This is a genomic window from Paraburkholderia sp. JPY419 (assembly GCF_050435705.1).
GTDB classification, from domain to species: domain Bacteria; phylum Pseudomonadota; class Gammaproteobacteria; order Burkholderiales; family Burkholderiaceae; genus Paraburkholderia; species Paraburkholderia youngii.
On sequence record NZ_JBNDKV010000001.1, the window covers coordinates 951394 to 977778 of the forward strand.

The following is a 26385-nucleotide window of genomic DNA, read 5'->3' on the forward strand; positions in this document are numbered from 1 at the left end:
CAGGCCCTGTGCAAAAAAAGACATGCTACGGAGACAGTATGGGAATTCGCTTGAAGAGCGTCGTGAGCGCGCTCGCGTTGTGTGCCCTCATTGACGTCAGTTTCGCCGCCGAGCCGATCAAGATCGGTGTCGACGGACCTTTCACCGGCGGTTCGTCTTCGATGGGCGTGAGCATGCGCGACGGCGTGCGGCTCGCCACCGCGGAAATCAATAAAGCCGGTGGCGTGCTTGGCCGTCAGATCGTGCTGGTCGAGCGCGACGACGAGGCGAAAAATGAACGCGGCGTACAGATCGCGCAAGAGCTGATCAACAAGGAAAAAGTGGCTGCGGTGGTGGGCTACATCAATACCGGCGTGGCACTCGCGTCTCAACGCTTCTTCCAGGAAGCGAAGATCCCGGTGTTCAACAACGTCGCGACTGGCAGTGTCCTGACGAAGCAGTTCACCGATCAACCAGATAACTACGTGTTCCGCAACGCCGCTGCCGACCGCATTCAGGCGCCGATGATCGTTGAAGAAGCGATCACCAAACGCGGCTTCAAGAAGGTCGCGATTCTCGCGGACTCGACCAATTACGGTCAGCTCGGCCGCGAAGACCTCGAAAAGGCGCTGGCCACGAAAGGCGTGAAGCCGGTTGCCGTAGAAAAATTCAATATCAAGGACGTCGACATGACCGCGCAGCTGCTCAAGGCCAAGGAGGCCGGCGCTGAAGCGGTATTGACCTACGGCATTGGGCCGGAACTCGCGCAGATCGCCAACGGCATGGCCAAGCTCGGCTGGAAAGTGCCGCTGGTCGGCAGTTGGACCCTGTCGATGGCGAACTACATCGACAACGCGAGCACCAACGGCGAAGGCGCGCGGATGCCGCAGACGTTCATTCAGGAAGCGAACACGCCCAAGCGCAAGGCGTTCATCGACGCGTACCTCAAGGAGTTCAAGCCGAAGAACAACCGCATCGAATCGGCGGTGTCCGCCGCCCAAGGGTACGACTCGGTCTATTTGCTGGCCGCGGCGATGACCCAGGCAGGTTCGACCGATGGTTCGAAGGTGCGCGCCGCGCTCGAAAACCTCAACAGCAAGGTGGAAGGCGTCGTGATGGTGTACGACAAGCCGTTCACTCACGACGACCACGAGGCGATCAGCCCGAACGTGCCGGTGGTTGGCGAGGTCAAGGGCGGCCGCGTGATCTATGCGTATGACGCTGATCGCAAGGACGGCAGCCAGTTGCGCAGCAAGCAGGCGTCGACGAACTAAGCGCGGATAAAAGCCCAAATCCAGCGCGGCAGCATGCTCCAAAGCCGCACCCGCCCGCCAGCGGGGGCGGCTTTGTTTTATAGATGGTGAACTCTAAGGCGCTCGACGATGACCATTTTTTTACAGCTCATCTATAGCGGGATCGCACTCGGCATGATCTACGCCGTGATCGCATTCGGCTACCAACTCACATTCGCGACCTCCGGCACGCTGAACTTCGGCCAGGGCGACGCGCTGATGCTCGGCGCGCTAGTCGGCCTCACGCTGGTTTCGCTCGGCGTCAACTATTGGCTGATGATCCCGCTCGTCTGCGCGTTCGGTCTGTTGCAGGGCGCGTTCGTCGAACGGATCGGGGTGCGGCCCGCGATCAGGATCAAATCCGAATTCGGCTGGATCATGTCGACGATTGCGCTGGGCATCATCTTCAAGAACGTCGCGGAAAACGTCTGGGGCCGCGACGATCTGCGCTTCCCGTCGCCGTTGCCGGAAGCGCCGCTCAAGGTGTTCGGCGCCAACGTTCTGCCGATGGAACTTCTGGTGGTCGGCGGCGCGCTCGCGATGATGCTGGCCGTCGAGTTCTTCAACCGCAAGACGATCTTCGGCAAGGCCGTCGTGGCCACGGCGAACGACCGCGACGCCGCGGCGCTGATGGGCATCAACACCGGCCTCGTGATCACGTTTTCGTATGCCCTCTCGTCGCTGACCGCCGCGTTCGCCGGCGTGCTGATCGCTCCGCTCACGCTGACCGGCGCGACGATGGGCGCAGTGCTCGGCCTCAAGGCGTTCGCAGTGGCGATCATCGGCGGTCTCACCAGCGGTTTGGGCATTCTTGTCGGCGGCGTGATTCTCGGCATCGCCGAGACCACTACCGGCTTCTATCTCTCCACCGGCTACAAGGATGTGCCGGGGCTGGTCCTGCTGCTCATCGTGCTCGCGATGAAACCCGCCGGGCTGTTCGGCAAGACTTCGATCAAGAAAGTGTGAGGGCCGCCGTGAATCTGAAGAAACTCGTTGCGACGGCACTTGTGCTGATCGCGCTTGCGGTGTTCCCGGTGCTGTCGGGCAATCCGTACTACATCCATCTGGTCGAGACCATCATGATCTACGCGATCCTGTTGTTCGGTCTCGACATCGTGGTCGGCTACACCGGCCAGGTTTCGCTCGGGCATGCGGGGCTGTTCGGGGTTGGCGCCTACACGGCGGGCGTGCTGTTCATGAAGCTCGGCTTGCCGATTTTCGTGACCGCGCCGCTCGCGATTCTCGTCACGGCCGGCTTCGGCGCGATCCTCGCGCTGCCCGCACTGCGCGTGTCCGGCCCCTACCTCGCGATGGTGACGCTCGCGTTCGGCACGATCCTTCAGATTCTCATCAACGAGATGGATTTTCTGACCAACGGGCCGATGGGCGTCAAGATTCCGAAGCCGTCGCTCGGTGCGCGGCCGATGAACGAAGTCGAGTACTACTGGCTCGTCGCGGTCCTGCTGGTGGCCTCGCTGATCGTCGTGCACCGGGTGCTCAAGTCGCATCTGGGCCGGGCCTTCGAAGCCCTCCGAGACAGTCCGATCGCGTCGGACTGTATGGGCGTATCGGTGTACCGCTACAAGGTCTACGCGTTCGTGATAAGCGCGGGCTTCGCCGGTCTGGCCGGCTGCCTCTACTCGTATTCGGAGCAGTACATCTCACCGAATACCTACAACTTCGAGCTGACCATCCTGTTCCTGCTCGCGATCATCATGGGCGGGCGCAAGACGCGCACCGGCGCGGTGCTCGGCTCGGCGATCATCGTGCTCCTACCCAAGCTGCTCGATGACATCGATATGTTCCGCGTCGTCGCATCGGTGCTGGCAGCCGCGGTAGTGATCGGCGCAGGCATAGCGCTCGCGCGCAAGGTGTCGACGCCACGCAAGGTGGCGATTCCGGTATTCGGTACGGTGGGGCTCGCCGCGTTTTCGTACTGCATCGACACGCTCGCCGACTGGCGGCTGAGCATCTTTGGCCTGATGATCCTGCTCGTCGTGTACTACCTGCAGGACGGCGTGATCGGATTCGTGCGCAAGAGCATGATGGGCGGCGTGGTGCGCGCGAGCACCGTCAACGCCCATCAACCCGCGACGATCGGCGCAGACGCGGTCGCCGCCGTGCACGCGGGCGACACGGAAGAAATCCTGCAACTACGCGGCATCCTGATGCAGTTCAGCGGGCTCAAGGCGCTCAACCAGGTCGACCTGAGCGTGCGGCGTGGCACGGTTCACGGGCTGATCGGCCCTAATGGCTCCGGCAAGAGCACGATGATGAACGTGTTGACCGGCATCTATGTGCCGACCGCGGGCTCGATCGAGTATCGCGGCATGTCGCTCGCGGGCAAGACTTCGTCGCAGATCGCGTTGGCGGGCATCGCACGCACCTTCCAGAACGTGCAACTGTTCGGCGAGATGAGCGCGCTCGAAAACGTGCTGGTCGGCTTGCATCACACGTTTCGCGCACATATCGCGGACGTCGGACTGATGTCCCCGCGGTACCGGCGCGAGGAGCGCGCCGCCCGTGAGCGCGCGTTGGGCATGCTGCGCTTTGTCGGGCTTGAACATGCCGCCGGCGAAGAAGCGCGCAACCTGCCCTACGGCAAGCAACGGCTGCTGGAAATCGCGCGGGCGCTCGCGCTCGATCCGCAAGTGCTGCTGCTCGACGAACCGGCGGCCGGCCTGACCGCGCCCGACATCAAGGAGCTGGTCGCAATCATCCGCAAGGTGCGCGCTCACGGCATCACCGTCGTGCTGATCGAACATCACATGGACGTCGTGATGAGCGTCTGCGATCGCGTGTCGGTGCTCGACTTCGGGCAGAAGATCGCGGAAGGCAAGCCGGCCGACATCCAGTCGAACGAAAAAGTCATCGAGGCTTATCTCGGCGGCGAGGCGGCGGGGCAAGCGGCCTGAGCCGGGCTCATCTCGACCCACGAGATACACAGGAACACTCAGGAACACACATGCTATCGGTCAAGAATCTGCATGCAGGATATGGCAAGGTGAAAGTGCTGCACGGCATTTCGATCGACGTGCCCAAGGGCTCGGTCGTCACGCTGATCGGCTCGAACGGCGCGGGGAAAACCACCACGATGCGCGCGATCTCCGGCATGATCCGCCCCAGCGACGGTGAGATCACGATGGGCGTGGGCGCGAGCGCAAAGCGGATCGATGCGCTCGACTCGCATCGCATCGCGCGTCTCGGGCTCGCGCATTCGCCGGAAGGACGGCGCGTGTTCGCGACGATGAGCGTGCACGACAACCTGATCCTCGGCGCCTTTCCACGCCTCACGTGGGCGCGTCCGCGCGGCGACGTGAACGCCGATCTGGAACGCGCGATCGAACTCTTTCCGCGTCTGAAAGAGCGGCGCCATCAACTGGCCGGCACCCTCTCCGGGGGCGAGCAGCAGATGCTCGCGATGGCGCGCGCGATCATGCTGAATCCGGAACTCGTGCTGCTCGACGAACCTTCGATGGGGCTCGCACCGATACTCGTCGAAGAGGTCTTTCGCATCATCGAGAATCTGAAGGGCCAGGGCGTGACGATGCTGCTCGTCGAGCAGTTCGCCGCGGCGGCGCTCAACGTGGCGGATTACGGTTACGTATTGGAGAACGGCCGGATCGCCGCGCACGGGCCGGCGCTGCAATTGCGCAACGATCCGTCAGTGAAGGCCGCTTATCTGGGAACGAGTCATTGATGTAGCGTCTTGGACGACCGCGCTCAATGTATAGCCGGCGGCGAGATCTTGCGTCGCCGCCAGGCGCTCATTCACGCCAACGCGAAGAGTTCAGGGTGCGTATCGCGACGCGTAACTCGCAGCACGCGCAGCCAACTGTGCTTGTCGTTCCGTCGCAGTGACGTACTTCGTTGTCGTGGGGAGAACGGTCTGAAGGTCGCTAAGCTTCACAACCTTGACCGTCGCCGACGGACCCACCGAAGCAGGTGACGTGGGTAATCCTTGCCAACGTGGGTTAAGGAAGCCCTGGTGCAGTCCTGCCGTGTCAACCCAGTTGTAGACGCCTGGGTCTTTCGGCGATATCACGAACGTGTACGTGCCATCCGGATTGGGCACCGCTTGCGCGTTATTTAGCGTCTGGGTGTGATTGATGTAGTCGGTCGTGATCGTCCATCGGCCATAGGCCGGTGCGATGAAGTATTTTGCCCCACCGAGGTTGGCGGTGAGGACCAGTGCTTCGTCATCGGCAAGCTGGAATGCAGCATATGACCCGGCCTGGTTGGCGAGGCGCCCCCCGGTGCCGCCCAGCGATGGCGTAGGAAGCGTGTTGACAGGCTGAGCGTACCCAAGAGCATTGTAGGCAATGAAGGGCGCAGCCGCAGCCGGAGTTTGTAGCGTCGCTGCCAGAGTCGTAGCGAGCGCGTCAGCGGTCTGTGCTTGCGTCGAGACTGACGGGGTCCGCTTTATCGCCAGGCTGTTGAATTGTTGTACTCCCCATTCGTTGATCGTATCGCGCACGAAGATGGACGCGGCACCCGAGACGAGCTGGATTTGATTGCTGCCCCCGCCTGATGACGAGCTGGCGTTGATGACGAAACTGCCATCTGCCTGTGTGGCGAGTTGGTCGCCGGCGAGGTTGGAAAGCGTTGCGCTGGTGCTGCTGTAGAGGCTGAAATTGAAATCGACAGGTTTTTGTGCGTGGACTGTTCCCGTTAACACGTAGCTCGACGCAGGATCAATCGGGATCTTGCGGTATATGGTGTCCGGGTTATCAAAGGTTGTCCGCGATCCCGGCACGTTCATTCCGTACCAATTGTGCGGGGCTGCGAGAAACGAAACCACCTTCGGGTCGTTGGCATCGCCGGAAGCAAGCGATAGCGCGAAGGCGAACACACTTTCATCTACGGCTTCATCGAGGTTTGTCAACGCCTCGTCCGATACGCCGCCGGTCGCTCGAGCCGCCGCCAGCCAGTTGGCTTTAAGCGTAGCTTTTGCCGCAACAACGGCGGGCTCCTCAACAACAGCGATTGCAAGTTTCTCGGCTGCCAACTGATCCGAGGTCGCCAAAGGGTTCGGGCTATCCGAAATACTGCCTCCACCGCAGGCCTCCAGAATGAATGGGAGCGCGGCCAAAGCTATCAAACGTCTATTGAACATGTCGAGCGTGTCTAAGTTATTGGAATTTTCGAACGCACAATCTATTGGACGTTAAGGAACAGCGGAACCAAGAAAAACGAATATGGAAAGTCATTTCTCCGGCTATGCGGCGTGCATTCGAACAGATAGCTCGGCGCCGGCGCCATGGCTCGGTCGAATTTTGCGGGGACGAGGCAATCAGTTTCGAGGAGGGACCGTCTCCGTCTGAAAACGACTGGTTGGCACTCGCAAATCGCCACCAACGTTGTTGCGACCGGCGCCTCCTGTCCGACTCCAGCCGATAGTTCCCATCCTCCACTGAAATCCGCGAAGAACCTTTTTTTTTGGGGTTCATCGGTCTCATACGTCACGTTTCTGCAGCGGATACGTTCTTCGACCGATGTGTGATCCGTCGCAATTACCATGCCATTCGTGACGGACGAATTCACCCGCAAAATCACCTTGCCATTCGCGACGCTCCAACTCTGATAGGGCGCGCTACCTCACCGATTCGCCGCCCTCCTTCACCTGGACCGCATCTCCGACACGCACGCCAAGCTGCGTCGCGGCGCTGCCGCGATTCACGGCGATCTCGACGAGCCCGATCGAGTTCTCGTACCAGAAAGCTCGACCTGCCGTTACATCGGAAAAGACCCGCGCATACCCGACATCGGCATCTGCGATGCTCAGCCGTGCAGACCTCGGCACGGTTCCAGCCCGCAGCCCCGTCAGCGCATTGCCATAGTGATCGACGTAAATGACCTCGGCGAAATCGCCCGCATCCAGTTGCACGCTCAAGCCTGTCCTCTCAACGAGCTTGTCGGAAGGCAACTCGCCGCGGCTCACCCATGCCGCCATCGGGGCGAACAGATCGCGACCATGAAACGAGGCGGAAAGCGCGGCGGGACGCCATGTAATCCGCCAGGCCCGGGTATGTGCCGCGCGCGCCGCCACGACCGAGAGCAGCCCGTTGTCCGGCCCGACGAACCGCTGCCCGTCGGCTTGCAGCACGACGGCATCCCGCTCGCTACCCACGCCGGGATCGACCACGGCAAGGAACACACAATCCGGCGGATACCACCGTGCTAGCGCCGCGAGTAGATGCGCGCCTGCCCGCGGGTCGTAGTTCGGGGCAGTATGCAGCACATCGATAATGGGGGTGCCGGCTGCCGCGTGTCGCAGCAAAGCGACCCTTACCTGCCCGACATAGATGTCGTCGGCCCCGAAATCGGTAAAGAGTGCGAGCATCGCATAGCCTCCTTGGGTCCTGTGCCGCCTCGCCGGTCAGCGTTCGTTAAATATTGAAATCCCCGCTCCTCGCCTTCTCCGCACATATCAGCGCGAGCGGGAACGCGAACGCCTCGATGGAGATCGGCTCCGCTTTGCTTGCTCCGAGGTCGCAGACCCATTTGGCGTGATCTGCGCATCAACGCAGAACGCGATGAACACCTGCACCTTTGCGGCCAGGTGCCGCCGCGACGGATAGAGCGCATATAGAGGGAAACGTTCATCCGGCCAGTCCGGAAACAGATCGACGAGCTCGTGCTGTGCGATCAGTGTTTCCGTGCCGATCGACATGACCTGGGCGATTCCTGCGCCCGCTACGCAAGCGTTCAGCATCGTGCCGACATCGGAGACCAGCAGCCGCCCGGAGATCGGGATGCTAACGACTTCCTTGCCCCGCTGGAACTCCCATTCAAAGGGGCGTCCCGATACGGGATTGTAGAAAAGTATGCGTTCGTGATCGACGACGTCATCAGGACAATTGGGGCGGCCGTTGCTTTCAAGGTAAGCCGCAGACGCAACCGTGATGATCCGCGCTTCCAGCAGCTTGCGAGCAACCAGAGTACCAACCGGTGGCGGCCCGAAGCGTATCGCAAGGTCGAAGCCATCCGCAACGAGATCGCCCACGTCATCGCGCATGATCAATTCCACCGAAAGCTCTGGAAACTGCCGCAGAAATCCGGGCAGCTTCGACGCGAGGACGGTCCGAGAAAAGAAGGGGTCCACATTGACGCGCAACTTGCCTTGGACCACGCCGGCAGAACCCGATGCTGCACTTGCCGCGCACTCGATGCCGACCAGATGTGGGCTGACAGTCTCGTAGAGACGCCTTCCTTCGTCGGTCAAGGTTTGCGATCGGGTCGTACGGTCGAGCAAGCGGACGCCGATCTGCTGTTCCAGCCGGCTTATCGCTCTGCTTACGCCCGACGGAGACACGCCGAGCGCCTCTGCGGCACGAACGAAACTTCCGCTTTCGGCGACAGCGGCAAGCACCGTTATCCCCGCGAACAATCGACCGTCGAAGGTCATGATGCGCCTCGAATACTGATGGATTCGTGATTTTAATCATTTCAAATTTGATTGAACCATACTTTATTCATCAATTGGCGCGTGAGACATTGGACGCCTCATCAACACGGAGGAACAGTATGGAAACGATCAAACGCGGAGAGCTCGCCATACCACGCCTGGGCTTCGGTACGTTCCGCATGCCCGGCAACGACTGTCAGCCGGTCGTAGAAAGCGCGCTGGAAGTCGGCTATCGGCATATCGATACCGCCGAGATGTACCGGAACGAAGAATCGGTGGGGGCCGCCATCGCCGGCTCGGGCATCGCGCGGGACGAGCTATTCGTGACGACCAAGGTATGGCACGAGAACCTCGAACCCAATGCCCTGCGCCGCGCATTTGCCAAGAGCCTCGAGAAGCTGCGACTTGATTTCGTCGACCTCTACATGATCCATTGGCCGTCCCGCGACATGAATCTTGCGGCTGCTTTGGAGACGCTCATGCAGCTCAAGGAGGCGGGGCTTACCCGCGGCATCGGCGTGTGCAATTTCAATATGCCGTTGATCGAAGCGGCCGTTGAGGACATAGGCGCGCCGATCGCCTGTCATCAACTTGAATATCACCCGTTCCTGGATCAGTCCGCGATGCTCGCCTATCTGCGCTCGAAAAACATCCCGTTGATCGCGTATGCGCCGCTCGCCCAGGGACGTGCGGCAAGCGATGCGACATTGGCGCGGATCGGCAGCAAGCACGGTGCGACTGCCGCACAGATTGCCATTGCCTGGCTGCTCGATCAGAACGGCGTTATTGCGATCCCCAAGGCGCAGCGGCGCGAAAGCCAGCAAGCAAATCTGAATGCACTGGCTGTTCGACTCGACGACGATGACCGCAAAGCAATCGCAGCGCTTCGCAAGGATCAGCGTTACGTCGTTCCCCCCTTCGCTCCCCAATGGGACGCGTGACTGAGCACAACGGCTGCTGAAGTGTCCGCGTTCCTCAATGGTCGCGGGATGGCTTGTGCAGCAGGCTTACGTGCTCGGATGACGGGCACACTCATCCAGCGCAGAGTTCGGACGATGCGCGTAGGTGCCCAGTCCGAACGCGACGACGCTGAGCAGCGCCAAAGCCCATACACAGATCACGGCGTACAGCATCACGAGACCGAAGCCGTGCACGAGCGCCGCATGAGCGATCACGCCATGCGGATCGGCGGTTGCGAGTTTCGCGCTGTCCCGCGTCAGATGCGCAATATTGCCGGCTGCCACTTTTTGCGCGAGAAAACGCAGCGACGAGGTTTCGGAATGGCCGGGAAGCGCGCGAGAAAGATAAGAAAGCACACCTTCGAAGAGTATGCAACCCATCAGCGCGATATTGATGGCCAGACTGATCAGTCTCGCGCTCATATCGATACCCGAGGCCATGCCTGCGCGGTTCGACGAGACCGAGCCGGTCGCAGTATTGGTGACGGGCGTGTTGGTCATCCCCAGCCCGGTTCCGCACAACAGGCACCCCGGTAGCATCGTGAGCCAACTCGCTTGCTCCACGCCAGCTCCGCACCTCATCAGGATGAAGCCGAGACCGATGATGAACAGTCCGAGCGGAATGACCCTGCTCGCATCGAAGCGCAGCGCAAGCCGCTCGGCAAATGGCGGCACGATGAGCGTGGGTAGCGTATAGGCGAGCAGCGACAGTCCGGACTTCACATTCGTGTAGCCGAGCGCGCCCTGAAAATAGATCGGCAGATAGATCATGAACGGCCAATAGCTGAAGTTCATGCCCGTCGATCCGCATATCGCACCTGAAAACCGGCGGGTCCGGAACACGGAAAAGTCGAACATCGGCCGACGACTACGCTTCTCGACGAGGATGAACGCGATAAAACCCGACGCCGTCGCCGCGACGATGCCGAGCGCGGCGGGGCTCTCCAAGCCGAGATCCGGACCTTGCGTAATCAAATAGACGAGACCGAAACACGACGCGGAAAGCGTGAGCATGCCAGCAACGTCCAGATGTTGCGCATGCGGGTCGCGGGACTCCTGCACACCCGCGTAGACGAGACCTAGCGCCACGATCGAGATCAACGCGTGGACGAGGAACACCCACTGCCAGTTGGCGACTGCGACGATCATGCCGCCGATGATCGGACCAAAGCCGAGGCCGATGCCGAAGATGATTCCCCACGCGCCAAACGCTTTGCTGCGGTCGCGCCCTTCCTGAAACTGATGCGACAGCACCGCCACCTGGCAGATCAGCATCGCTCCGCCGCCCGTCCCTTGCAAAAAACGGCTGACGATCAGGACGGACGCACTCTGTGCGAGGCCGCAGATGAGCGAGGTGATCCCGAACATCACGATGCTGGCCACGTAGATGCGTTTGCGTCCGAAACGGTCTGCCAGCGCGCCGGTGCCCATCAGCACGGTGGTGCACGCGAGCGTGTAGGCGTTCATGATCCATTGAATCTCCTTGAAATCTGCGTGCAGCACGCCTTCAAGGGTGGAGAGCACCGTCGGCACACTGGAAATTTCGAGGCCGAACATCAACGAGGTCAGGCATACCGCGGCGAGCGCGAGGGCATTTTTTGGTGGGGAGGCGAGTGTCATGACTATCGCAAGGGAAAGGTGCGTTTGCGCGTACACGTCGGCGTACACGGATGGAGCTACTCGATCAGCATCACGTCGGATGTACTATAACGGGAACCAGCGTCCCTATTGAGGCGGTTTTTTCCCACAACTTGTTCCCGCGAGGACCCAATTCGATGGATCAACTCGATGGCGTAGCGGTCTTTGTCAAGGTGATCGAAGCCGGTAGCTTTACTGTTGCGGCCGAACGCATGCACCTCACGCGGTCGGCCATCGGCAAGGTGATTGCGAAGCTCGAGGCGCGCCTCGGCGTACGCCTGCTCCAGCGCACGACGCGTAGCCAGACACTGACGGAGGCTGGGCGCAGCTATTACGATCGATGCGTCCGCGCGCTTGCCGAGCTGGACGCCGCCGAAGCCGAACTGGAGACCGGATACAGCGAGCCACGCGGTCGCCTGCGGGTCAGCGCGCCGCTCGCATTCGGCCACCATTGCGTCGCTCCGGTGTTGTTCGGACTGGCACGCAAGCACCCCAAACTACAGATCGACATCTCGTTTACAGACCGGGCAGTCGATCTCGTCGAGGAAAACATCGATCTTGCGGTGCGCATCGGCGCTTTGCGCGACAGCACGAGCCTCGCCGCACGGCATCTCGGCGTTCAGGAAACCAGCATCGGAGCGGCCCCAGCGTATCTTGCGCGGCATGGGACGCCCGTCGATATCGACGATTTCGCGAAGCATGCGGGCATCGCTTACTCGCGCGCCGGCGTGGTGTCGCCATGGCGCGTACTCGACACGGACGGGGTTGAACGGGAATTGCTGATCAAGCCGCAACTGAGCCTCGACGATATCCAGGCGATTGCCGGAGCCGGTGTCGCCGGTCTGGGGCTCGTGCAGTTGCCATGCTGGTTGCTGACACGATATGTGATGACGGGCGAACTCGTCGCGGTGAGGGAGCGTTGCGGCGTGCGACCACAGGACATCCACGCGGTGTGGCCGAACACGCGATATCTTCCATCGAAGACTCGTTGCGCGATCGATGCACTGGTTGCGGAGATCCCACCGATGATTCTTCGTTGAGGTGCGTGAAGCCGAGCCGTGCGGACGATTGCCGAGACCGCACCTGCAAGGTTCGAGGGAATGCCCGGGCTACGTTCAAAGGCTTTCACGCTCAATTCGGCAAAGCGTGAAGCCACGAACTTCTACGTTTGGGAATCGGAGGACGCTGCCAAAGCGTTCTTCACCGATGAGCTCCGCGAGCGGGTAACCGGTCTTTACGGTGTGCGCACGAGCTTTTCTACACCATGATGAATCCGTGCCGCATGCCGAGCATCACCGCCTCGGTGCGGTTGGTCGCACCGAGGTTTGCCGAAGATGGACGACAGGTGGAATTTCACCGTGTTGTCGGAGATGTCGAGTTGCCGCGCGATCTCCTTGTTGCCGAGTCCGTCGGCGAGCATCGCCAGCACCTCGATCTCTCGTAACGTCAACGCTTCGAACGTTTCGCCGGGTGCCTTCTGGCGCGACGGTCTCGTTTCCGCGAGCAGCCTTGCGAGGATGTCGGGCGTCAGCACGCAAAGGCCCGCGGCCACGGCTTCGATGGAGACGACGATTTCGGCTGGCATCGCGTTGCGCGGCAGGATGGCTACTGCGTCGGTGGGCAACGCATCGAGCATCCAGTCGCTGTCCGGGTCGTCGCTCAACAGCACGAGCGACGGCAACGCGTGCGAGAGTTGGAGTGGAATCTTGAGCGCGTCGCTTGCCTCCGGCGCGGTGTCGGCGACGATCACATCCGGCACCGATCCGGCGAGGCAATCGACGAGCTTTTCGGCATCGGCTGCGCTACCCAGGAACTCGAGTGTGGGGGTTCGCCTCGACAAGCGCTTGCAGGCTGGCGCGCTCCTGCCACGATGCCGCAATCACTGCGACCCGCAAAGGCACCGTCTGTCTCGTCCGTCCATCCGACATTTCGTCCCTTCCCGGACCTCATCTGCACGAATTCCGTTGGGGCCGTTCGCCCACTGTTACCGAACACGCGTGGCGTTCGCCGCCTCGGATCAAGGCGATCTGCAACTGCTGCCCAACGCTTGCGGAGCCCAGCGCGGCACTTACGTCGCCCATGTCGCGGCAAGGCTTGCCGTCCAGTTCGATCAGTACATCGCCTATCAGCACGCCCGCCTGCTCCGCAGGGCCGCCCGGCGCAAGCGAGTTGATCAACAAGCCACTGCCGAACGACAGGTTCATTTCCTTGACCCAGGCGTCCGGCAGGCCGACCCGCTGCGTGCCGACACCAAGGTAGCCCCGCGACACGCGCCCTTTCGCTAACAGTTCATCGGTGACGCGCTCCACGGTCGTCCCGGGAATCACGATGCCGGCGCCGCGCATCAGTGCCGACGTGCAGATGCCGACCACCAGCCCGCGCATATCCGCGAGGGCCGCACCGGAGAAACCGGGGCGCAGACCGCCGTCCAGCCGCACGAACGCATCGAGTTGTCCGCCTCTCCACGTGCGCCAGGCCCCCCCTACGCCGCCGATCACGCCAAAATCAGCGCTAACGCCGGAATCATCCGCACGGGCGACGGCGAGCGCAAGATGACCCGGCTTCAGTGAGTGGGCATCGCCAGAATCGATCGGGTCGAGATCGACGCCGTCCAGTTTCAGCACGCCGACGTCGGAGCCCGGGTCCAGACCCGCGAGGACCGCGGCGACCGTACGGCCGTCGGTCAATGTGACTTCGATCCCTTCCTCGCGCCTGAGCGTGTGTGCGGCGGTCACGACGACGCCACGGCGCCAGATTACGCCGCTCGACGGCATGCGATGCCGGCCGTGTACCGCCACGACACTCCGCCCCACTCGCGCGACGACGTCCGCCAGATTGTCCGAGAGATCCATCAAAGGATTGCTGCTCGAGGATGTGGTTTCCATTTCAAGCCCCCTGCCCATTGCGTTATGACGACGGATTCACAATGACAGAACCACAGGGGGCGCACACCACCCAAATGGGTAGCCGCGTAAATGCAGTGCCGGCCCTATTCAACCTGCGGCTAACGCCGCCCGCTACGGCCCCATACATAGCGCACCCATCGCTGCCAGCGGCTTTGCGGTGGAACGGGCGCGTGGCGCGCAGTCTGCGCTTCGCGGTCGCGCTGGACGGACTTCTGCACCTGTTCGTGGATCTGCCTCAAGCTCATGCCGCCTGGGCCTTTGAGCGCGTCGGGATCGTCATCGGGATCGTCTGTCATCAGAGTCGCCTGTGTGTGAAGAGGCGACTTGATCTTGATACAGATGCCGGGCAGCAGCAAGTTGGACGCGGATCGCCGACCGGTGCGCAGTCCAACGGGCCTTGCCCGCATGCCGTTCGTGAAGTAGATTTTTCTAATGAGATTCGAGCCGGGAGGGACGGCCATGGAACTGAGTGTGGAACGTGTCGAGGTTTGGGCAGCTACCATCGACGACAAACCGGGAGGTCTTGCGAAAGTCTTAAGCGTCTTGCGGGATGCTGGTGCCGACTTGCAGTTCATCGTGGCGCGTCGCACGCCAGAGGCATCGGGTAAAGGAGTCGTGTTCGTCGCTCCGCTACAGGGAGACAGTGCGACCCGCGCCGCCACCCAGGCGGGATTCAGCGTCACCCCGAGCCTTCACTCCATCCGTGTAATGGGTCTGGACCAGTTGGGCATCATCGCGCAATTGAGCCAGATGCTGGCGGATGGCGGGATCAATCTGCGCGGCGTCTCGGCCGCTGTGCTTGGCACGCAATTCATCGCTTATCTCGCGCTCGACTCGCTGGACGACGCCGAAAAGGCGATTGACCTTCTACAAAGGGCCTGAAGTACCCGTACCGGACTGCGGACCGGCTTGGCTCTTGCTGGCCGCGAATTCCAATGCCGGTAGGGAGGTCGGCAGGGATGAAGACACCGACGACCACAAGGCGGGTGCTTTGGGCGCTCTCGCTTTGCATTATTGCGACTTGCATCGCCGTTGGTGGGGTATTGCTGTTCGAGCTGTTGGTGGTCGGCCGTGCGGTCAGCGATTTCCGCCGGGACGCGGCTGTAGCGCAGGTGGGCATCGGACGTGGCGAGCCGGCTACGGTCGAGGAACGCATCAACCCGCCCTATCTGAAGCGGTACGGCCTGGACCGCAACCTTTATAAGGACATTCACGGAAACTTTTCGCCAACCGGCGCCGACTGGCGGCAATGGGGGCTGCGAACCAAGGTCGCAGCCACGGTGATGTGGCTGGGTCACGATCCACCGGGAACCTGGTGGACCTACGTTCAGATCAGGTGTGTTGATCGGTTTCCTGAAGCTCACGCCGACAGCGAGCCGATCGTCGATGTTGCCGACGCTTGCCTCGGCGAACCGCATTGATCGACGCGCAGGCTTTCAACGACCCGTTCCTTGTCCCGCTGGTCATTTGTGATCATCGGAACGGCCAGCACCGAGTGCCTCGAGCAACGGCCGCAGCGCATTCAGTTCCGCACCGAAGCCGCTCCAGTCTTCCGCCTTCAGTCGCTCGATCGCGCGGTCATAGTGGGCAAGTGCCTCTCGCGCGCGAGCATCCACTGTGCCCCGAGATGGCGATGCCGCTCGCGCGGTCTCCTGGAAAAGCGCCGCCAACGCTTGATCCAGCGTGTCCTCCATCACCACACGGTCGCCATAGGCGGCAATTACTCTCTTCATCTCCGGCAACTGACCGGAGGCCGCGCGCAAATAGAGCGGAGAAACGTAGAGGATCGAGTTCTCGATCGGCACGACTACAAGATGACCGCGAATGACGCGTGAGCCCATCTGGTTCCACAGCGAAATCTGCTGCGAGATCTCCGTATTCTGCTGAATGCGCGCTTCGATCTGAAACGGCCCGTACACCAGCTTGTCCTTCGGAAAGGTATACACGATGAGCTTGCCGTACCCGGGCTGATCGCAGCGCGCCGCGAGCCAGGCAATCATGTTCTCCCGCTGGCTCGGCACCATCGGCAGCATCAGGATGAACTCGGCGCGCGGGTCGCCGGGGAGTCGCATGATCGTGTAATACGGCGGCATCGTGCTGGCGGAGCTTCCGCCATCCATGCCGACCAGCTCCTGAGGAAACTGCCACAGATCCTCGCGGTTGTAGAACACTTCCGGCGCATCCATGTGATACGCGCGGTAGAGCTGCGCCTGGATCAGGAACAGATCCTCGGGGTAGCGGATATGCTGCCGTTGCGCCGCTGGCATCGCGTCCAAAGGCTTGAACATAGCGGGGAAGATGCGCTCGTAGGTGCGCAGGAGCGGATCGGCGGGATCGCTGACGTAGAAGTCGACCGTGCCGTTATACGCGTCGATCACGACCTTGACCGCGTTTCGAATGTAATTGGCGTTGTCGCCGAAACCGGGCCGGGAGTAAGGAAACCACTGGCTGACGGTGTAGGCGTCCTGTATCCAGAACAGCCGCCCATCGCTTGCGACGACGTAGGGGTCATGGTCGAGAGTCAGAAACGGCGCGATCGTACGCACGCGGTCCTGAATGTTGCGGTGAAGCAGAATCCGGCTCTGGTCAGTGATATAGCCGCTCAGCAAAATGTTCGGATCGTCGAGCTGCCAGGCAAAGAGACTGCGGCCTCCCACACCGCCGAGCGTGACGCCGTCGCGCCCGCTATACCTCGTGTACGCATTGGTCGGCCTGCGGGAATAGTCGAACTCAGCTACATTGCCGTTCACGATCACATAGTCCTGCCGGCCTTCACCGAAATAGAGACGTGGTTCGCGAATCGCCGGCCCGCCGCTGGAGACGGGCGGAATATCGTGCAGATAGAAAGACGGTAAGCCTTCAGTGGATTTCTCGGTGACTGGCGACATCACGACGCCGATGCCGTGAGTAAAGATAAGATGCAGGTTCACCCACGTTTGGGCGTTGGACGGAAGCATCGCCGGTTCCAGTTCTCGCGCCGACAGCACCACCTGCCTGTATCCGCTATCGAGCTGATAGCGGTCGATGTCCACCGAAAGAAATTTGTAGTAAGTCCTGATCTCCTGCAGCTGTGCGTAAGTGTCCATCAGCGGTGGCACATCCCAAAGCCGGATGTTGTCGATGGTCGCCCGATTGGCCTGCAGCGAGTCGAGCGTCAATCCCTGCTCGGCCTCGAACGGCTTGACCTCGATCTTTGCAAGGCCGTACGCCTGTCGCGTTAGCGCGATCGTATGCTCAATATAGGGTGTTTCCAGTTTCAGCTCGCTCGGCTTGACATAGAAGCGCTGAAACAGCGCAGGATAGATCTCGGCGAACACAATCGAACTGCCGAATACGAGAAGTGCGAGAGCGACGGGCTGCAGATGGCTGCGCTGGCGCATGTTGATCCAAAGAGCAACCGACGAGGCGGCTCCAAGGCCGACAAGCATCCACAGGACCGGCAACTCGACGTGGACATCGGTATAGCTGGCGCCGACCACGACGCCGTTGTCGCCATAGAGCAGCAGGAAGCGGTCGAGCCACCACGACCATGCCTTCACCGCAAAGAACAAGCCGAGCAGTGCCGAGCCATGAGTGATGGCCGCGGCCGACAGCGTGCGTGGTGGCCGCTCCAGCGCAATGTCGCCGCGCAACGCGTACACAGCACCTGCCACGACCGCGCTCCAGAACACTAGCTGCAGCAGCCAGTTCTTCAGAGCGACATACGCGGGGAGCGAGAAAAGATAAAAGCCGATATCCCTGTCGAAAATCGGATCGCGCTCGCCAACAGGCACCTCATAAATGAAGCGAAGCGCGATGTCCCAATTCGAAACTTCGCTAGCGGCGATAACCAGCCCCAGGACGACCGCGGCGCAGGCAATACTGGCGCGCCAGGGAACGTGCGGCGCGATCAGTTCGGACAGTTCGACGGCAACCTCGCTCGCATGCGACGGATCGCCTGCTTGCGCTCGCAAGACGTCGACACGCCTCGCGTAACGATGCGCCAACATCCCCGACAGCCAGATCGCGCACGCCGAGATCGCGAACACCGTCGCAAACAGCAGCACCCGCGCCGAAAGGATGGTCCAGAAAACGCCACCATAGCCGACCGAAGAGAACCACAGCGAGTCGACGAGGACGCCGGTGATGCGTCCGACGACGATCAGGGCAACGACGACGGCCGCCACCGTGATTGCATAACGTCTCAGACGCACGCCGGACTTCACTTCCGACCGCATAGTCCCTCCTGTGCTGGCCGTCGCCGATGCCCTGCTGCGGTTGTGATGCTGGTTCGGATGGGCCGGGTCAGACAGCTTGAATTATTGTAGGAGCCACAGTCAGAATACTAGTGACCCTACTTTCTACCTGCTATCGAGTCTGCGAGACCGTGGCTATGACGGCGGCATACCCTTTGCTGCAATGAAACGGCTCTGTTCATTTCACGAAAAGGGGACCCCTACCATGAAGCTCTACTATTCGCCTGGTGCCTGCAGCCTCGCCGACCATATCGCAATGCATGAGGCCGGCCTCACTTTCGACAGGGTTCGCGTCGATTTGAAGTCGAAGGAGACGGAAACGGGGGAGCAGTTCAACCAGATCAATCCAAAGAGCTACGTCCCAACGCTCGAGATGGATGACGGTCAGCGGCTCACCGAGAATATCGCGATTCTTTCGTGGGTCGCGCAGCGCAAGCCTGCCCTTGCGCCCAATAGCGAACCCGGCAACCTGCGCCTGCTCGAGATGCTCGCGTTCATTTCGACAGAAATCCACAAGCAGTTCGGCCGTGTTTTCAAGCCCACTTCGGATGCTGAAGCAACGGCAGCGCGTGAGAAGCTTGGTCAACGCTTTCAGTTGATCGCCACCATGTTCAAGGGCGATTACCTGTTCGGCAGCGAAGCGAGTGTGGCGGACGCCTATTTGTTCACCATGCTGCTCTGGGCTCAAAAGGTGGGTATCGAAGTGCCTGAGAAATTGCGAACCTTTGCCGAACGGATGCGCGCGCGTCCGGCCGTCCAGCTTGCGATGAAGCACGAGGGACTGGAATCTTGAAGCAGCGATCGCCGCAGCGCCCGCGAGGCAAACGCGGCGCGACGAAAACCATCCGGTCCTCGCCCCGCGCGTCACGTCTTGCCATTCACTCGACGACGAGCGTCGTTTTCAACGCAACCGCTCATGCACGCGTTCAACGCAGTTCGCGATGAAATAGCGCGAGTCCGCTGCCGCCTGCACGCGCAGAATGCCGTCGAACGCAGTCAGCAGTTCGATGAACTCATTGAACGCGTTATCGCGCGCCGCATCAGCTCGGATAGCTGATCGTCAGGATGAAGCGGCGCCGCAATTCAGCGGTGGCATAAAAACGCTGGCTGCGAGCGGCAAATCAGCGAAAAGAGGCCAGAAAAATGGCCTTTTCGCGATGCAAATGCGCGCGGATGATCGATAGAATTTTCTATAGCGCGTTACGTCACCATGACGCGTGCGATATCTGTGGGATCGCGTTCCCACAGCGGATTTCCAGTTAATTCAGCATGACACGGCTCGCACGGCACTACGTCCCCGAACAACCGCAACACGTGATCTTGCAGGGAATCGTGGGCCCTGCATTTCTGGACGAAGGAGACTACCTGTACTTCCTCGCCTGTCTGGCAGACGCCGCGCGCGTCGCCGATCTGGCAGTCCACGCGTGGGTGCTCATGCCTGACGCGGTCCAGTTCCTCGTCACGCCTTCATACGAATCGAGCGTGGCCATGGCGATGCAGGCAGTGTGCCGTCGCTATGTCGAGACCTTCAACCGCCGCCATGGACGCCGCGGTGCGGTGTGGCGTGGCGGGTACCGGGCGACGGTGATCGAGCCCGAACGGTATTTCCTGCTCACGAGCCAGGTCATCGATCAGGCGCCGGTGCGCAACCGCCTTGTTGCCGACTCGGCAAACTACCAGTGGTCGAGTTGCGCGCACCACATCGGGCAGCGTGTGGATAGCTTCATCAAGGATCACGCGCTGTACCGGGCGCTCGGCAATACACCGTTGGAGCGCCAACAGGCTTACCGCGATCTGGGCGCACGGCCGCTTGACGAATGCGAGGTCGAGAACCTGATGCAGTCGACGCTCAACGGCTGGGTGCTCGGCAGCGCCGCGTATTGCGAGTGGGCGGCGCGGACAGCCAATCGGCGTTTGATGCCACTACTGCTGCGCGACCGCCCGTCCACGGTTCGCACGACACGCGCGCTCGCACACGCGGGCTAAGCAAAGGAGAAACGAAACGGAATTCAGTCTTTCTGCTGTCCGGCCATTTCCGTGGGCTTTCTGCACTCGTCGACAATGAGCCCGCCTTTGCCGATTCGCAAATTGCGCGTATCGACGCATGTCAACGCAATACTCGTGCTGCCCCTTACATACAATTGGGAGGTCATCTTCTACGATCAGGTGATGACTGAATGCACGGCTTATTTTTTCAAGGCAAGAGGCAGTCGGTCCCGCAGCAGTCAACGCAATTGGCAAGTGTCGGTGGAATATATTCCTTCAACCATTGCAGCATCACGGGTTAAACCGTGAACCACGATGGAGGCAGCCATGCGCAGAAGAAGCTTCTTACAAACAGGTGCCGCGGTTCTGGCAGTCGCGGGTGTGGCGCTGAGCGGGTCCGCGGTCACGATGAGTGACGCCGTTGCCGCCGAATCCAACGCGTCGAAGCGGCAGGTCATCGATGCCAAGGTCAACGAGACCCTGTCGCGGCTGTTCGAGACGGTCAAAGGTTCAAGAGAACTCGTCGACAAGGCGAACGGCGTACTCGTGTTCCCGTCCGTGCTCAAGGTCGGCTTCATTGCGGGTGGCCAATACGGTGAAGGCGCTTTGCGGGTGCACGGGAAATCGGTCGGCTACTTCAAGACGATATCCGGGTCGTTCGGCTTGCAGGCGGGCGCGCAGTCGAAGGCCATGATCTTTCTGTTCATGACGCAAGAGGCGCTCGACAGCTTTCGCAAATCCAACGGATGGTCGGTCGGTGGCGAAGGTTCGGTCGCGCTCGTGAAGGTCGGAGCGAACGGCACGATCGATACGACAACGGCCACCGAACCCGTCCAGGCGATCGTGCTGACGAATGCAGGTCTGATGGCTGACGTGTCGCTGGCCGGCACCAAGGTTTCTCGACTGAAAATCTGACGACATTGCTTGCAGCGTTTGTCTGACAGGGTCTTGCGCTCGTCGCGCAAGCCCCCCATTTCACGCGCAACGCATCGCAGCTTGCATCTGTGCGAACCCCTCCCGATAGCGAGCGGCGAGGTATGCGGCCGTCCGCCCCAGCAACACCCGGTCGATCGTCAGAGCATCGAGCATTGCTTCCGAAAGCGCCTCGATCCCGACGCTGCCCGGCACGGCCGCTGGCTCCCACGTCGCGGCAAACGCGGACTGTTTCGTCGTGTCATGCGCGCGCGCCGGATGAACGAAATTCACCCGCGGCACACCGAACGCCATCGCGACGATCCGTCCATGCAGGCTGCTTCCCGCATAGGCCGTGGCATCCGCGATCAATGCGCAGATGTCCCATATCTCCAGCGATCGGAAGAGTTGCGGACGCGAGACCTTCATCCGCGCCGCAATCCGTTCATAGCACGCCATATCGTCATGCCAAGGCGCGGCACCCGCTCGAAAAAACACAATACCAAGCCCGCTCTCGTTCGACACGCGATCGAGCTCACGCGCTAGCACACCGAGCGTTCTATCGTCGCCGAAGTCCGCACTGAACTGCACGGCGACATATCCATCGGGAAACGTCCGCTGCAAGTTCGCCACGCCGCTCGGCTCCTTGTGCGCGCGAATGGTCGCGCCGAACAGCTCGGCCACCATCACCGCCGGGTCCGGCACGAGCCGCGCGAGAATGCCCGCCGCGGCGAGCCCGTTCTGCGTGTGGACGTCGCGCACGCTGATGTCGTCGGCTTGCGTGAGCTTCGACAGGACTTCTGCTCGCATGCAGGGGTCCAGCCGCTCCACATCGACGCCGCCAACCGCTTGATAAATGACGCTCGACGCCAACGGAAACATCTCGCGAGACGCCATGTAGGGGGCAAGCGCATCGAGACCCGTCAGCGCTCGTGCCCACGAGCGTCGCTCATCGTGATGTGTATCTAGTCGCGCGATGATCTTTTGTGCCTCGTCCCGCGGCAGCAGCATCACCGCCGTCTCCCAGTCGCCGCAAGTCAGGTTCTCGCCGCCTGCGTGCACGATATGCACGCGATCCTTGCCGCGTTCGGCAGCCAATTGCGCGAGCGCCTGTACAGTGTGGCCACCGTGGACGCGCAGGTCGCGCTGCGCGAGCCCGGCGAAGATCACGCGCTCGCACGCAAGCAGTTTTGCGACGACATGAGGGAACAGCAGGTCACCCAGGTTGTGGCGATCGAAGGCGCCGAACAGCACTACCGCATCATGCTTTCCAGTGTCTCGCATCATGATTTGCGACCGACCCTCTGCGAAGGGCGGCTCCGGTGCTCACCGGTTCCGCTGCGGCGCCACCTGCCGTCGCATTGGCCGGAGCCCGCCGCTTGTCGCGCCATTCCTCCACCTGCCAGGCAATCAGCCCAGGCAGAAAAACGATGATGTCACGAAAACGGCGCGCACCCGCGAGCGCGAGGCAAAGCTGCGGAGGAAAACCAAGCACCGTGCCGATCAGCAGAAATCCACCTTCCTGAACGCCGAGCGCGCCAGGCACAAAGAACGCGACGCTGCTGAGCGCCTGGATCAGCGACTGCAGCACGAGTGCCTGAAGGAAACTTGCTTTGGCCGACAGAAAATAGAGTGCGAGCCACAGCTCGAGCGCGGTCGCGATGCATTGGAGTGATTGCCAGACGAGCAGGTAACGGACGATCACACCGGGCTGATGCCAGAGGTCGCTAATCGACTGATCGATGCGCACCGACTCGCCGACGAGCGAGCGGAATTTGCCGCTGGTGATGCGATTGAACAGCTTTGTCAGACGGGCGAACGGACTCGCTCGCTGCACGAACGAAAACGCCAGAAGCAGCACCGCCAGAATGGCGATGCCGCCTCCGAGCCTGGCTGCGAGGTGCAACGCCGTGGCGCCGGCATGGGCGATCAGATAGCCGATCGCCGCAATGGCGAACAGCATTTCGCTGATCAGCGTCAGTTGGAGATCGACGACGAGGCTCGCCATGGCGGGGGCCGGCTCCATGCCCCATTTGCGCATCATGCGAAAGGTCACGACTTCGCCGCCCACTCGTGCGACCGGCAACATGCCGTTCACGGACTCCCGAATCCAGACGAGGCGCAGTACGGCGAACAGATTCGGGCGGAGCGGGCCGCGCATCAGCATCTGCCAATTCCTCGCGTTGGCGAGCATCGGCAGAACATGGACCATCCCTGCAAGCGCGAGCCCGGCGCCGGCCGCGCGCATCAAACCGAGCACCTTTTGCGCGTCGACGTGCCAGACGAGCCAGACCGCGATCGCCAGGCCGGCAAGTGCGGCAACCCGGGCGAGATATTTCATAAGCTGGTGGCAGCGTCCTGTCGGATGTTTTCAGGTATCGAACCGCGAGCCTCGGTTCGAGCTGCCGCATAATTCGTTCCCCGCGCCGGGAGAATGCTGTGTTATTTGCTGTCTGGCATCAGTCAACGGACCCTTGCGAACGCACGCAGCACAGCGTCGCCACGCGGCGTCACGTGAGGAAGCCGGAAGCCCGAGCCAGCTGGCTCATTCGTGATCAACTGCAGTTCGCGCAGCGCGCCAAGCTCTGCCCGATCCAGATCGATTCGTTCAGGCGCATCCTTCAACAGCAGCAGCGTGGCCACTTCGTGCGGGCTCAACATGTCGCTTACCTCGCGGCGGGAAGGAACGACGGGTGACCAGATCCGGCCACGGCTGCATCCGCAGCACGCGAGAACCGGACCCGGCAGGATGTTTGGAAGCTTGTCGCCTATCGGGTCGACGAGCGGCGTGCGCGAGGCGGACTTCGGCGTTCCGGCGTGTCAGGGGTCGCCTTTGCAACGCGTTCGAGAATGGCGCGGACCATTTCCCCTACGTCTGCTTCGGCGACGGACTCGCCGTCCCGCTGCTCCTGCGGCGACACCATGTCCTCGCTCAGCGTCGGGTCGACGCCCGTTGCGGATGCCGGCTGCTCAGCGGACATGGTGCCCTCGTGGAGCTCATGCGCGTCGTCGTGATTGCTAACGGCGCGGCACGGCGTGATGGTTTCCGACGCGATATCCATCCAGCCGCGCGTGTAATCGGCGAACTGCAGGACGAGCCAGGGCATCAGATCGGCCTGGCGTCTGATCAACTGTTCAGGCGTCTGGGCGCGCCATACGCTTTCCCAGTGCAGCGCGGCACCTGTGACCGCGGACCTGCACGTGTCGACGTTCAATCTCATCAGCGCGCAAAAGCCGGCGACGAGCTGGTTCGGCAGTTGCGACACGTCGGTCGGAACGGATAGGGCAAATGGCATCTGTTTTGGGCTGCTCACGGGATATCTCTCAGGTTCTCGCGGACACGGTGATCGCTGCCACTGCGATTCGTGAAGGTCGTTCCCACGCCGGGCCGTCGGTCGGGCAGACGGTCCGAAGCCGTCTTAGAGCACTCATTCTAACTTTGTTAAGTCGGATTCCAATTTTCCAGAGCCAGGGAGTTTCCCCGATATGTGGGAAATGCGCGCCTATGATGAGCGGGCGAGACGCGAGGGAGTCAACCGGAATTGCGAGCGACGGGCGACGAGGCGAGTGCCAGATACTTGCGCCTGGCATCGAGGTTCGAGAGGGAGTTTGCGGTCGATGAACCGTAAGGAGCGGCGCGGCTCAATGCACGGTTCCGAAGAACAGTTGCGCACCCTCCTCCGGCGTCAACCCCGCGGCGAAATAGGCCTCGAGGCGCGTGGCCTTTGCATCGTCGAGCAGAAAAGGCGGCCGGACGAGGCCCGCTGCGACGGCATGGTCATACCATCGGCTTAACCACGCGCGCAATTCGATTTCACTCGCCGATAGCACTTCCATGCGATGTTCTCCCACACCAGGTGTACCCGCGCGACGGGTTCGTTCGAAAGCATTGGTCCAGCTTCTTCGACTACTCGCTGATCAAGCCGTGCCTGATCGCATAACGGATCACCTCCGCGTTATTCGAAAGACCCAGCTTTTGCATTAGCCGCATCTTGTGGGTGCTGATCGTCTTGGCGCTGAGCGAGCACGCTTCCGCGATGTCATTGATGCTCCGGCCGCTGGCGATCAGCTGTAGCACCTGAAACTCGCGATCCGTCAGTACTTCGTGCGGCGGCACGTCTCCCGCATGCTTTTCAAAGACCATCGCGTCGACCAGTTTCGGGTCGATGAAGCGTCCGCCGTCGGCGAGCTTACGGATTGCCGCCAGCAATACGTCCGGATCGCTGTCCTTGGTCACGTAACCGGTCGCGCCTGCCCTCAGTGCGCGCGACGCCACCTGCGCCTCGTTGTGAATGCTGAGCACGAGCAGCGGCAATCCCGGTCGGTCCGAGCGCACGCGTCGGATCAGATCGACGCCGCTGATGCCGGGCATCGTCATGTCGAGCAACAGCAGGTCGATGTCACAGTTGCGAAGTTTGTCGATCACCTCGGAGCCGTGGCCAGCCTCCTCCACCACGATCATGTCCGCGGTAGTTGCGATGATCTGCTTGAGGCCGCCGCGCACGATCGCGTGATCGTCGGCGATGAGGATCTTGATCATGTCCCGAATCCGAACTCGTGCGTGAGGCGCCCGATTGGTGAAGCCTTGGTCCGATCATCTCGCATTCGCAGGATTCGCGGCCGGCAAGTTGCGCCCGGCTAGGTGACCAGCGAAAACGCCACCGGGGTTTCTGCCCGATCGACCAGTTCGTCGAGCCGGTCGACGAGTTGATCGAGCGCCACGAACGTGCCGGCATCGAAACCTTCCGCATGATCGCGGCGCAATTCCTTCAACGTCTGCTGCAAACGTCGTATCGCGACAGGACGGGTGTCGCGCAACGGCCAGCAAAACAGCAGGTAGGTCAGCGGTGTCAGGCTGCGCGCCTCGCACCACGTTTCGAACAGGCGCTGGCAAATTCTGTCGATCTCTTGCAAGCGCCTGCGTCGGTCCAGAAAGTCCGCAATCATTTTGCACATCGCCTTTCGATCTTCGCAAGCATCACCGATGATGGACGAACGGGCGCTAGCGCACAGTCGTCGGCGGCTGCAAATGACTACGGCAAAGCCTGATCCGGACGTCAGGAAATCCTG

The 26385-nt window shown here is 61.4% G+C and carries 27 protein-coding genes; 12 read left to right on the forward strand and 15 right to left on the reverse strand.

Features of this window, described 5'->3' with window-relative positions; all coding sequences use genetic code 11:
- Positions 1-38: 38 nt before the first annotated feature.
- The 4 genes from QFZ91_RS04420 to QFZ91_RS04435 all read left to right on the forward strand — a co-directional run bounded on the left by QFZ91_RS04420 (position 39) and on the right by QFZ91_RS04435 (position 4971).
- Positions 39-1253, forward strand: a complete 1215-nt coding sequence (locus QFZ91_RS04420; RefSeq protein ID WP_429566369.1) for an ABC transporter substrate-binding protein — start codon at positions 39-41, stop codon at positions 1251-1253.
- Positions 1254-1361: 108 nt separating this feature from the next.
- Complete coding sequence (locus QFZ91_RS04425; protein ID WP_429566370.1) at positions 1362-2237, forward strand: branched-chain amino acid ABC transporter permease; 876 nt, start codon at positions 1362-1364, stop codon at positions 2235-2237.
- A gap of 8 nt (positions 2238-2245) precedes the next feature.
- Positions 2246-4186 (forward strand): ABC transporter permease subunit, encoded by a 1941-nt coding sequence (locus tag QFZ91_RS04430; RefSeq protein WP_429566371.1) that lies wholly within the window; start codon positions 2246-2248, stop codon positions 4184-4186.
- Positions 4187-4236: 50 nt separating this feature from the next.
- Positions 4237-4971, forward strand: a complete 735-nt coding sequence (locus QFZ91_RS04435; RefSeq protein ID WP_013093620.1) for an ABC transporter ATP-binding protein — start codon at positions 4237-4239, stop codon at positions 4969-4971.
- Positions 4972-5061: 90 nt separating this feature from the next.
- On the opposite strand, the gene QFZ91_RS04440 is transcribed toward QFZ91_RS04435, so the two are convergent.
- From QFZ91_RS04440 to QFZ91_RS04450, 3 genes are all read right to left on the reverse strand, one after another.
- Complete coding sequence (locus QFZ91_RS04440; RefSeq protein ID WP_429566372.1) at positions 5062-6297, reverse strand: hypothetical protein; 1236 nt, start codon at positions 6295-6297, stop codon at positions 5062-5064.
- Between the two features lie 567 nt (positions 6298-6864).
- Positions 6865-7614: an SAM hydrolase/SAM-dependent halogenase family protein gene (locus QFZ91_RS04445; protein ID WP_429566373.1), complete on the reverse strand. Its 750-nt coding sequence runs from the start codon at positions 7612-7614 to the stop codon at positions 6865-6867.
- 87 nt (positions 7615-7701) lie between these two features.
- A complete protein-coding gene (locus QFZ91_RS04450; protein WP_429566374.1) occupies positions 7702-8679 on the reverse strand; it encodes a LysR family transcriptional regulator in 978 nt (325 codons plus the stop codon).
- 119 nt (positions 8680-8798) lie between these two features.
- Here QFZ91_RS04450 and QFZ91_RS04455 point away from each other — a divergent pair, with 119 nt between their 5' ends.
- Entirely contained in the window at positions 8799-9620 is an 822-nt protein-coding gene (locus QFZ91_RS04455) for an aldo/keto reductase (protein WP_429566375.1), read from the forward strand.
- Positions 9621-9686: 66 nt separating this feature from the next.
- Here QFZ91_RS04455 and QFZ91_RS04460 read toward each other — a convergent pair whose 3' ends face one another.
- On the reverse strand, positions 9687-11258 hold the full coding sequence (locus QFZ91_RS04460) for an MFS transporter (protein ID WP_429566376.1): 1572 nt from the start codon (positions 11256-11258) through the stop codon (positions 9687-9689).
- Between the two features lie 155 nt (positions 11259-11413).
- Between QFZ91_RS04460 and QFZ91_RS04465 the strand changes: the two genes are divergently transcribed.
- Positions 11414-12316, forward strand: coding sequence for a LysR family transcriptional regulator (locus QFZ91_RS04465; RefSeq protein ID WP_176111959.1), 903 nt, complete (start codon positions 11414-11416; stop codon positions 12314-12316).
- 194 nt (positions 12317-12510) lie between these two features.
- Here QFZ91_RS04465 and QFZ91_RS04470 read toward each other — a convergent pair whose 3' ends face one another.
- The 3 genes from QFZ91_RS04470 to QFZ91_RS04480 all read right to left on the reverse strand — a co-directional run bounded on the left by QFZ91_RS04470 (position 12511) and on the right by QFZ91_RS04480 (position 14478).
- Positions 12511-13116, reverse strand: a complete 606-nt coding sequence (locus QFZ91_RS04470; RefSeq protein WP_429566377.1) for a LuxR C-terminal-related transcriptional regulator — start codon at positions 13114-13116, stop codon at positions 12511-12513.
- A gap of 106 nt (positions 13117-13222) precedes the next feature.
- Positions 13223-14128 carry a S1C family serine protease gene (locus QFZ91_RS04475; RefSeq protein WP_429566652.1) on the reverse strand — a complete coding sequence of 302 codons (906 nt, stop codon included), beginning with the start codon at positions 14126-14128 and terminating at the stop codon, positions 13223-13225.
- Positions 14129-14280: 152 nt separating this feature from the next.
- Positions 14281-14478, reverse strand: a complete 198-nt coding sequence (locus tag QFZ91_RS04480) for a hypothetical protein (protein ID WP_429566378.1) — start codon at positions 14476-14478, stop codon at positions 14281-14283.
- A 163-nt stretch (positions 14479-14641) separates the two neighbouring features.
- On the opposite strand from QFZ91_RS04480, the gene QFZ91_RS04485 reads away from it, so the two are divergent.
- Positions 14642-15064, forward strand: a complete 423-nt coding sequence (locus QFZ91_RS04485) for an ACT domain-containing protein (RefSeq protein ID WP_176111182.1) — start codon at positions 14642-14644, stop codon at positions 15062-15064.
- Between the two features lie 77 nt (positions 15065-15141).
- Complete coding sequence (locus QFZ91_RS04490) at positions 15142-15603, forward strand: hypothetical protein (RefSeq protein ID WP_429566379.1); 462 nt, start codon at positions 15142-15144, stop codon at positions 15601-15603.
- Between the two features lie 42 nt (positions 15604-15645).
- Here QFZ91_RS04490 and QFZ91_RS04495 read toward each other — a convergent pair whose 3' ends face one another.
- Positions 15646-18399 (reverse strand): UPF0182 family protein, encoded by a 2754-nt coding sequence (locus tag QFZ91_RS04495; protein ID WP_429566380.1) that lies wholly within the window; start codon positions 18397-18399, stop codon positions 15646-15648.
- Positions 18400-18622: 223 nt separating this feature from the next.
- On the opposite strand from QFZ91_RS04495, the gene QFZ91_RS04500 reads away from it, so the two are divergent.
- The 4 genes from QFZ91_RS04500 (at position 18623) to QFZ91_RS04515 (ending at position 21318) form a co-directional block, all read left to right on the forward strand.
- On the forward strand, positions 18623-19210 hold the full coding sequence (locus QFZ91_RS04500) for a glutathione binding-like protein (protein WP_176378201.1): 588 nt from the start codon (positions 18623-18625) through the stop codon (positions 19208-19210).
- 214 nt (positions 19211-19424) lie between these two features.
- Positions 19425-19601 carry a hypothetical protein gene (locus tag QFZ91_RS04505; protein WP_176378202.1) on the forward strand — a complete coding sequence of 59 codons (177 nt, stop codon included), beginning with the start codon at positions 19425-19427 and terminating at the stop codon, positions 19599-19601.
- An 85-nt stretch (positions 19602-19686) separates the two neighbouring features.
- Complete coding sequence (locus QFZ91_RS04510; protein WP_429566381.1) at positions 19687-20403, forward strand: transposase; 717 nt, start codon at positions 19687-19689, stop codon at positions 20401-20403.
- A 327-nt stretch (positions 20404-20730) separates the two neighbouring features.
- On the forward strand, positions 20731-21318 hold the full coding sequence (locus QFZ91_RS04515) for a BPSL1445 family SYLF domain-containing lipoprotein (RefSeq protein WP_176111187.1): 588 nt from the start codon (positions 20731-20733) through the stop codon (positions 21316-21318).
- Between the two features lie 60 nt (positions 21319-21378).
- Here QFZ91_RS04515 and QFZ91_RS04520 read toward each other — a convergent pair whose 3' ends face one another.
- The 7 genes from QFZ91_RS04520 to QFZ91_RS04550 all read right to left on the reverse strand — a co-directional run bounded on the left by QFZ91_RS04520 (position 21379) and on the right by QFZ91_RS04550 (position 26229).
- A complete protein-coding gene (locus QFZ91_RS04520; protein WP_429566382.1) occupies positions 21379-22602 on the reverse strand; it encodes a polysaccharide pyruvyl transferase family protein in 1224 nt (407 codons plus the stop codon).
- On the reverse strand, positions 22577-23656 hold the full coding sequence (locus QFZ91_RS04525) for a lysylphosphatidylglycerol synthase domain-containing protein (protein WP_429566383.1): 1080 nt from the start codon (positions 23654-23656) through the stop codon (positions 22577-22579). The genes QFZ91_RS04520 and QFZ91_RS04525 overlap by 26 nt, the downstream gene beginning before the upstream one ends.
- Positions 23657-23778: 122 nt before the next feature.
- Positions 23779-23976 carry a hypothetical protein gene (locus QFZ91_RS04530; protein ID WP_176111190.1) on the reverse strand — a complete coding sequence of 66 codons (198 nt, stop codon included), beginning with the start codon at positions 23974-23976 and terminating at the stop codon, positions 23779-23781.
- Between the two features lie 107 nt (positions 23977-24083).
- A complete protein-coding gene (locus QFZ91_RS04535; protein WP_429566384.1) occupies positions 24084-24629 on the reverse strand; it encodes a phasin family protein in 546 nt (181 codons plus the stop codon).
- A 328-nt stretch (positions 24630-24957) separates the two neighbouring features.
- Positions 24958-25152, reverse strand: coding sequence for a hypothetical protein (locus QFZ91_RS04540; RefSeq protein WP_176378207.1), 195 nt, complete (start codon positions 25150-25152; stop codon positions 24958-24960).
- 70 nt (positions 25153-25222) lie between these two features.
- On the reverse strand, positions 25223-25855 hold the full coding sequence (locus tag QFZ91_RS04545) for a response regulator (RefSeq protein ID WP_176111192.1): 633 nt from the start codon (positions 25853-25855) through the stop codon (positions 25223-25225).
- 98 nt (positions 25856-25953) lie between these two features.
- Positions 25954-26229 (reverse strand): hypothetical protein, encoded by a 276-nt coding sequence (locus tag QFZ91_RS04550; RefSeq protein WP_429566385.1) that lies wholly within the window; start codon positions 26227-26229, stop codon positions 25954-25956.
- Between the last annotated feature and the right edge of the window lie 156 nt (positions 26230-26385).

Bases quoted from the DNA above. Each gene is read 5' to 3' on its own strand.
- QFZ91_RS04540 (WP_176378207.1), bottom strand. From the start codon at position 25,152: ATGGAAGTGCTATCGGCGAGTGAAATCGAATTGCGCGCGTGGTTAAGC.
- QFZ91_RS04525 (WP_429566383.1), bottom strand. From the start codon at position 23,656: ATGAAATATCTCGCCCGGGTTGCCGCACTTGCCGGCCTGGCGATCGCG.
- QFZ91_RS04515 (WP_176111187.1), top strand. From the start codon at position 20,731: ATGCGCAGAAGAAGCTTCTTACAAACAGGTGCCGCGGTTCTGGCAGTC.
- QFZ91_RS04435 (WP_013093620.1), top strand. From the start codon at position 4,237: ATGCTATCGGTCAAGAATCTGCATGCAGGATATGGCAAGGTGAAAGTG.
- QFZ91_RS04420 (WP_429566369.1), top strand. From the start codon at position 39: ATGGGAATTCGCTTGAAGAGCGTCGTGAGCGCGCTCGCGTTGTGTGCC.
- QFZ91_RS04505 (WP_176378202.1), top strand. From the start codon at position 19,425: ATGAACTCATTGAACGCGTTATCGCGCGCCGCATCAGCTCGGATAGCT.
- QFZ91_RS04485 (WP_176111182.1), top strand. From the start codon at position 14,642: ATGGAACTGAGTGTGGAACGTGTCGAGGTTTGGGCAGCTACCATCGAC.
- QFZ91_RS04495 (WP_429566380.1), bottom strand. From the start codon at position 18,399: ATGCGGTCGGAAGTGAAGTCCGGCGTGCGTCTGAGACGTTATGCAATC.
- QFZ91_RS04480 (WP_429566378.1), bottom strand. From the start codon at position 14,478: ATGACAGACGATCCCGATGACGATCCCGACGCGCTCAAAGGCCCAGGC.
- QFZ91_RS04465 (WP_176111959.1), top strand. From the start codon at position 11,414: ATGGATCAACTCGATGGCGTAGCGGTCTTTGTCAAGGTGATCGAAGCC.
- QFZ91_RS04445 (WP_429566373.1), bottom strand. From the start codon at position 7,614: ATGCTCGCACTCTTTACCGATTTCGGGGCCGACGACATCTATGTCGGG.
- QFZ91_RS04450 (WP_429566374.1), bottom strand. From the start codon at position 8,679: ATGACCTTCGACGGTCGATTGTTCGCGGGGATAACGGTGCTTGCCGCT.
- QFZ91_RS04490 (WP_429566379.1), top strand. From the start codon at position 15,142: ATGAAGACACCGACGACCACAAGGCGGGTGCTTTGGGCGCTCTCGCTT.
- QFZ91_RS04460 (WP_429566376.1), bottom strand. From the start codon at position 11,258: ATGACACTCGCCTCCCCACCAAAAAATGCCCTCGCGCTCGCCGCGGTA.
- QFZ91_RS04455 (WP_429566375.1), top strand. From the start codon at position 8,799: ATGGAAACGATCAAACGCGGAGAGCTCGCCATACCACGCCTGGGCTTC.
- QFZ91_RS04425 (WP_429566370.1), top strand. From the start codon at position 1,362: ATGACCATTTTTTTACAGCTCATCTATAGCGGGATCGCACTCGGCATG.
- QFZ91_RS04500 (WP_176378201.1), top strand. From the start codon at position 18,623: ATGAAGCTCTACTATTCGCCTGGTGCCTGCAGCCTCGCCGACCATATC.
- QFZ91_RS04520 (WP_429566382.1), bottom strand. From the start codon at position 22,602: ATGATGCGAGACACTGGAAAGCATGATGCGGTAGTGCTGTTCGGCGCC.
- QFZ91_RS04510 (WP_429566381.1), top strand. From the start codon at position 19,687: ATGACACGGCTCGCACGGCACTACGTCCCCGAACAACCGCAACACGTG.
- QFZ91_RS04530 (WP_176111190.1), bottom strand. From the start codon at position 23,976: ATGTTGAGCCCGCACGAAGTGGCCACGCTGCTGCTGTTGAAGGATGCG.
- QFZ91_RS04545 (WP_176111192.1), bottom strand. From the start codon at position 25,855: ATGATCAAGATCCTCATCGCCGACGATCACGCGATCGTGCGCGGCGGC.
- QFZ91_RS04475 (WP_429566652.1), bottom strand. From the start codon at position 14,128: ATGGATCTCTCGGACAATCTGGCGGACGTCGTCGCGCGAGTGGGGCGG.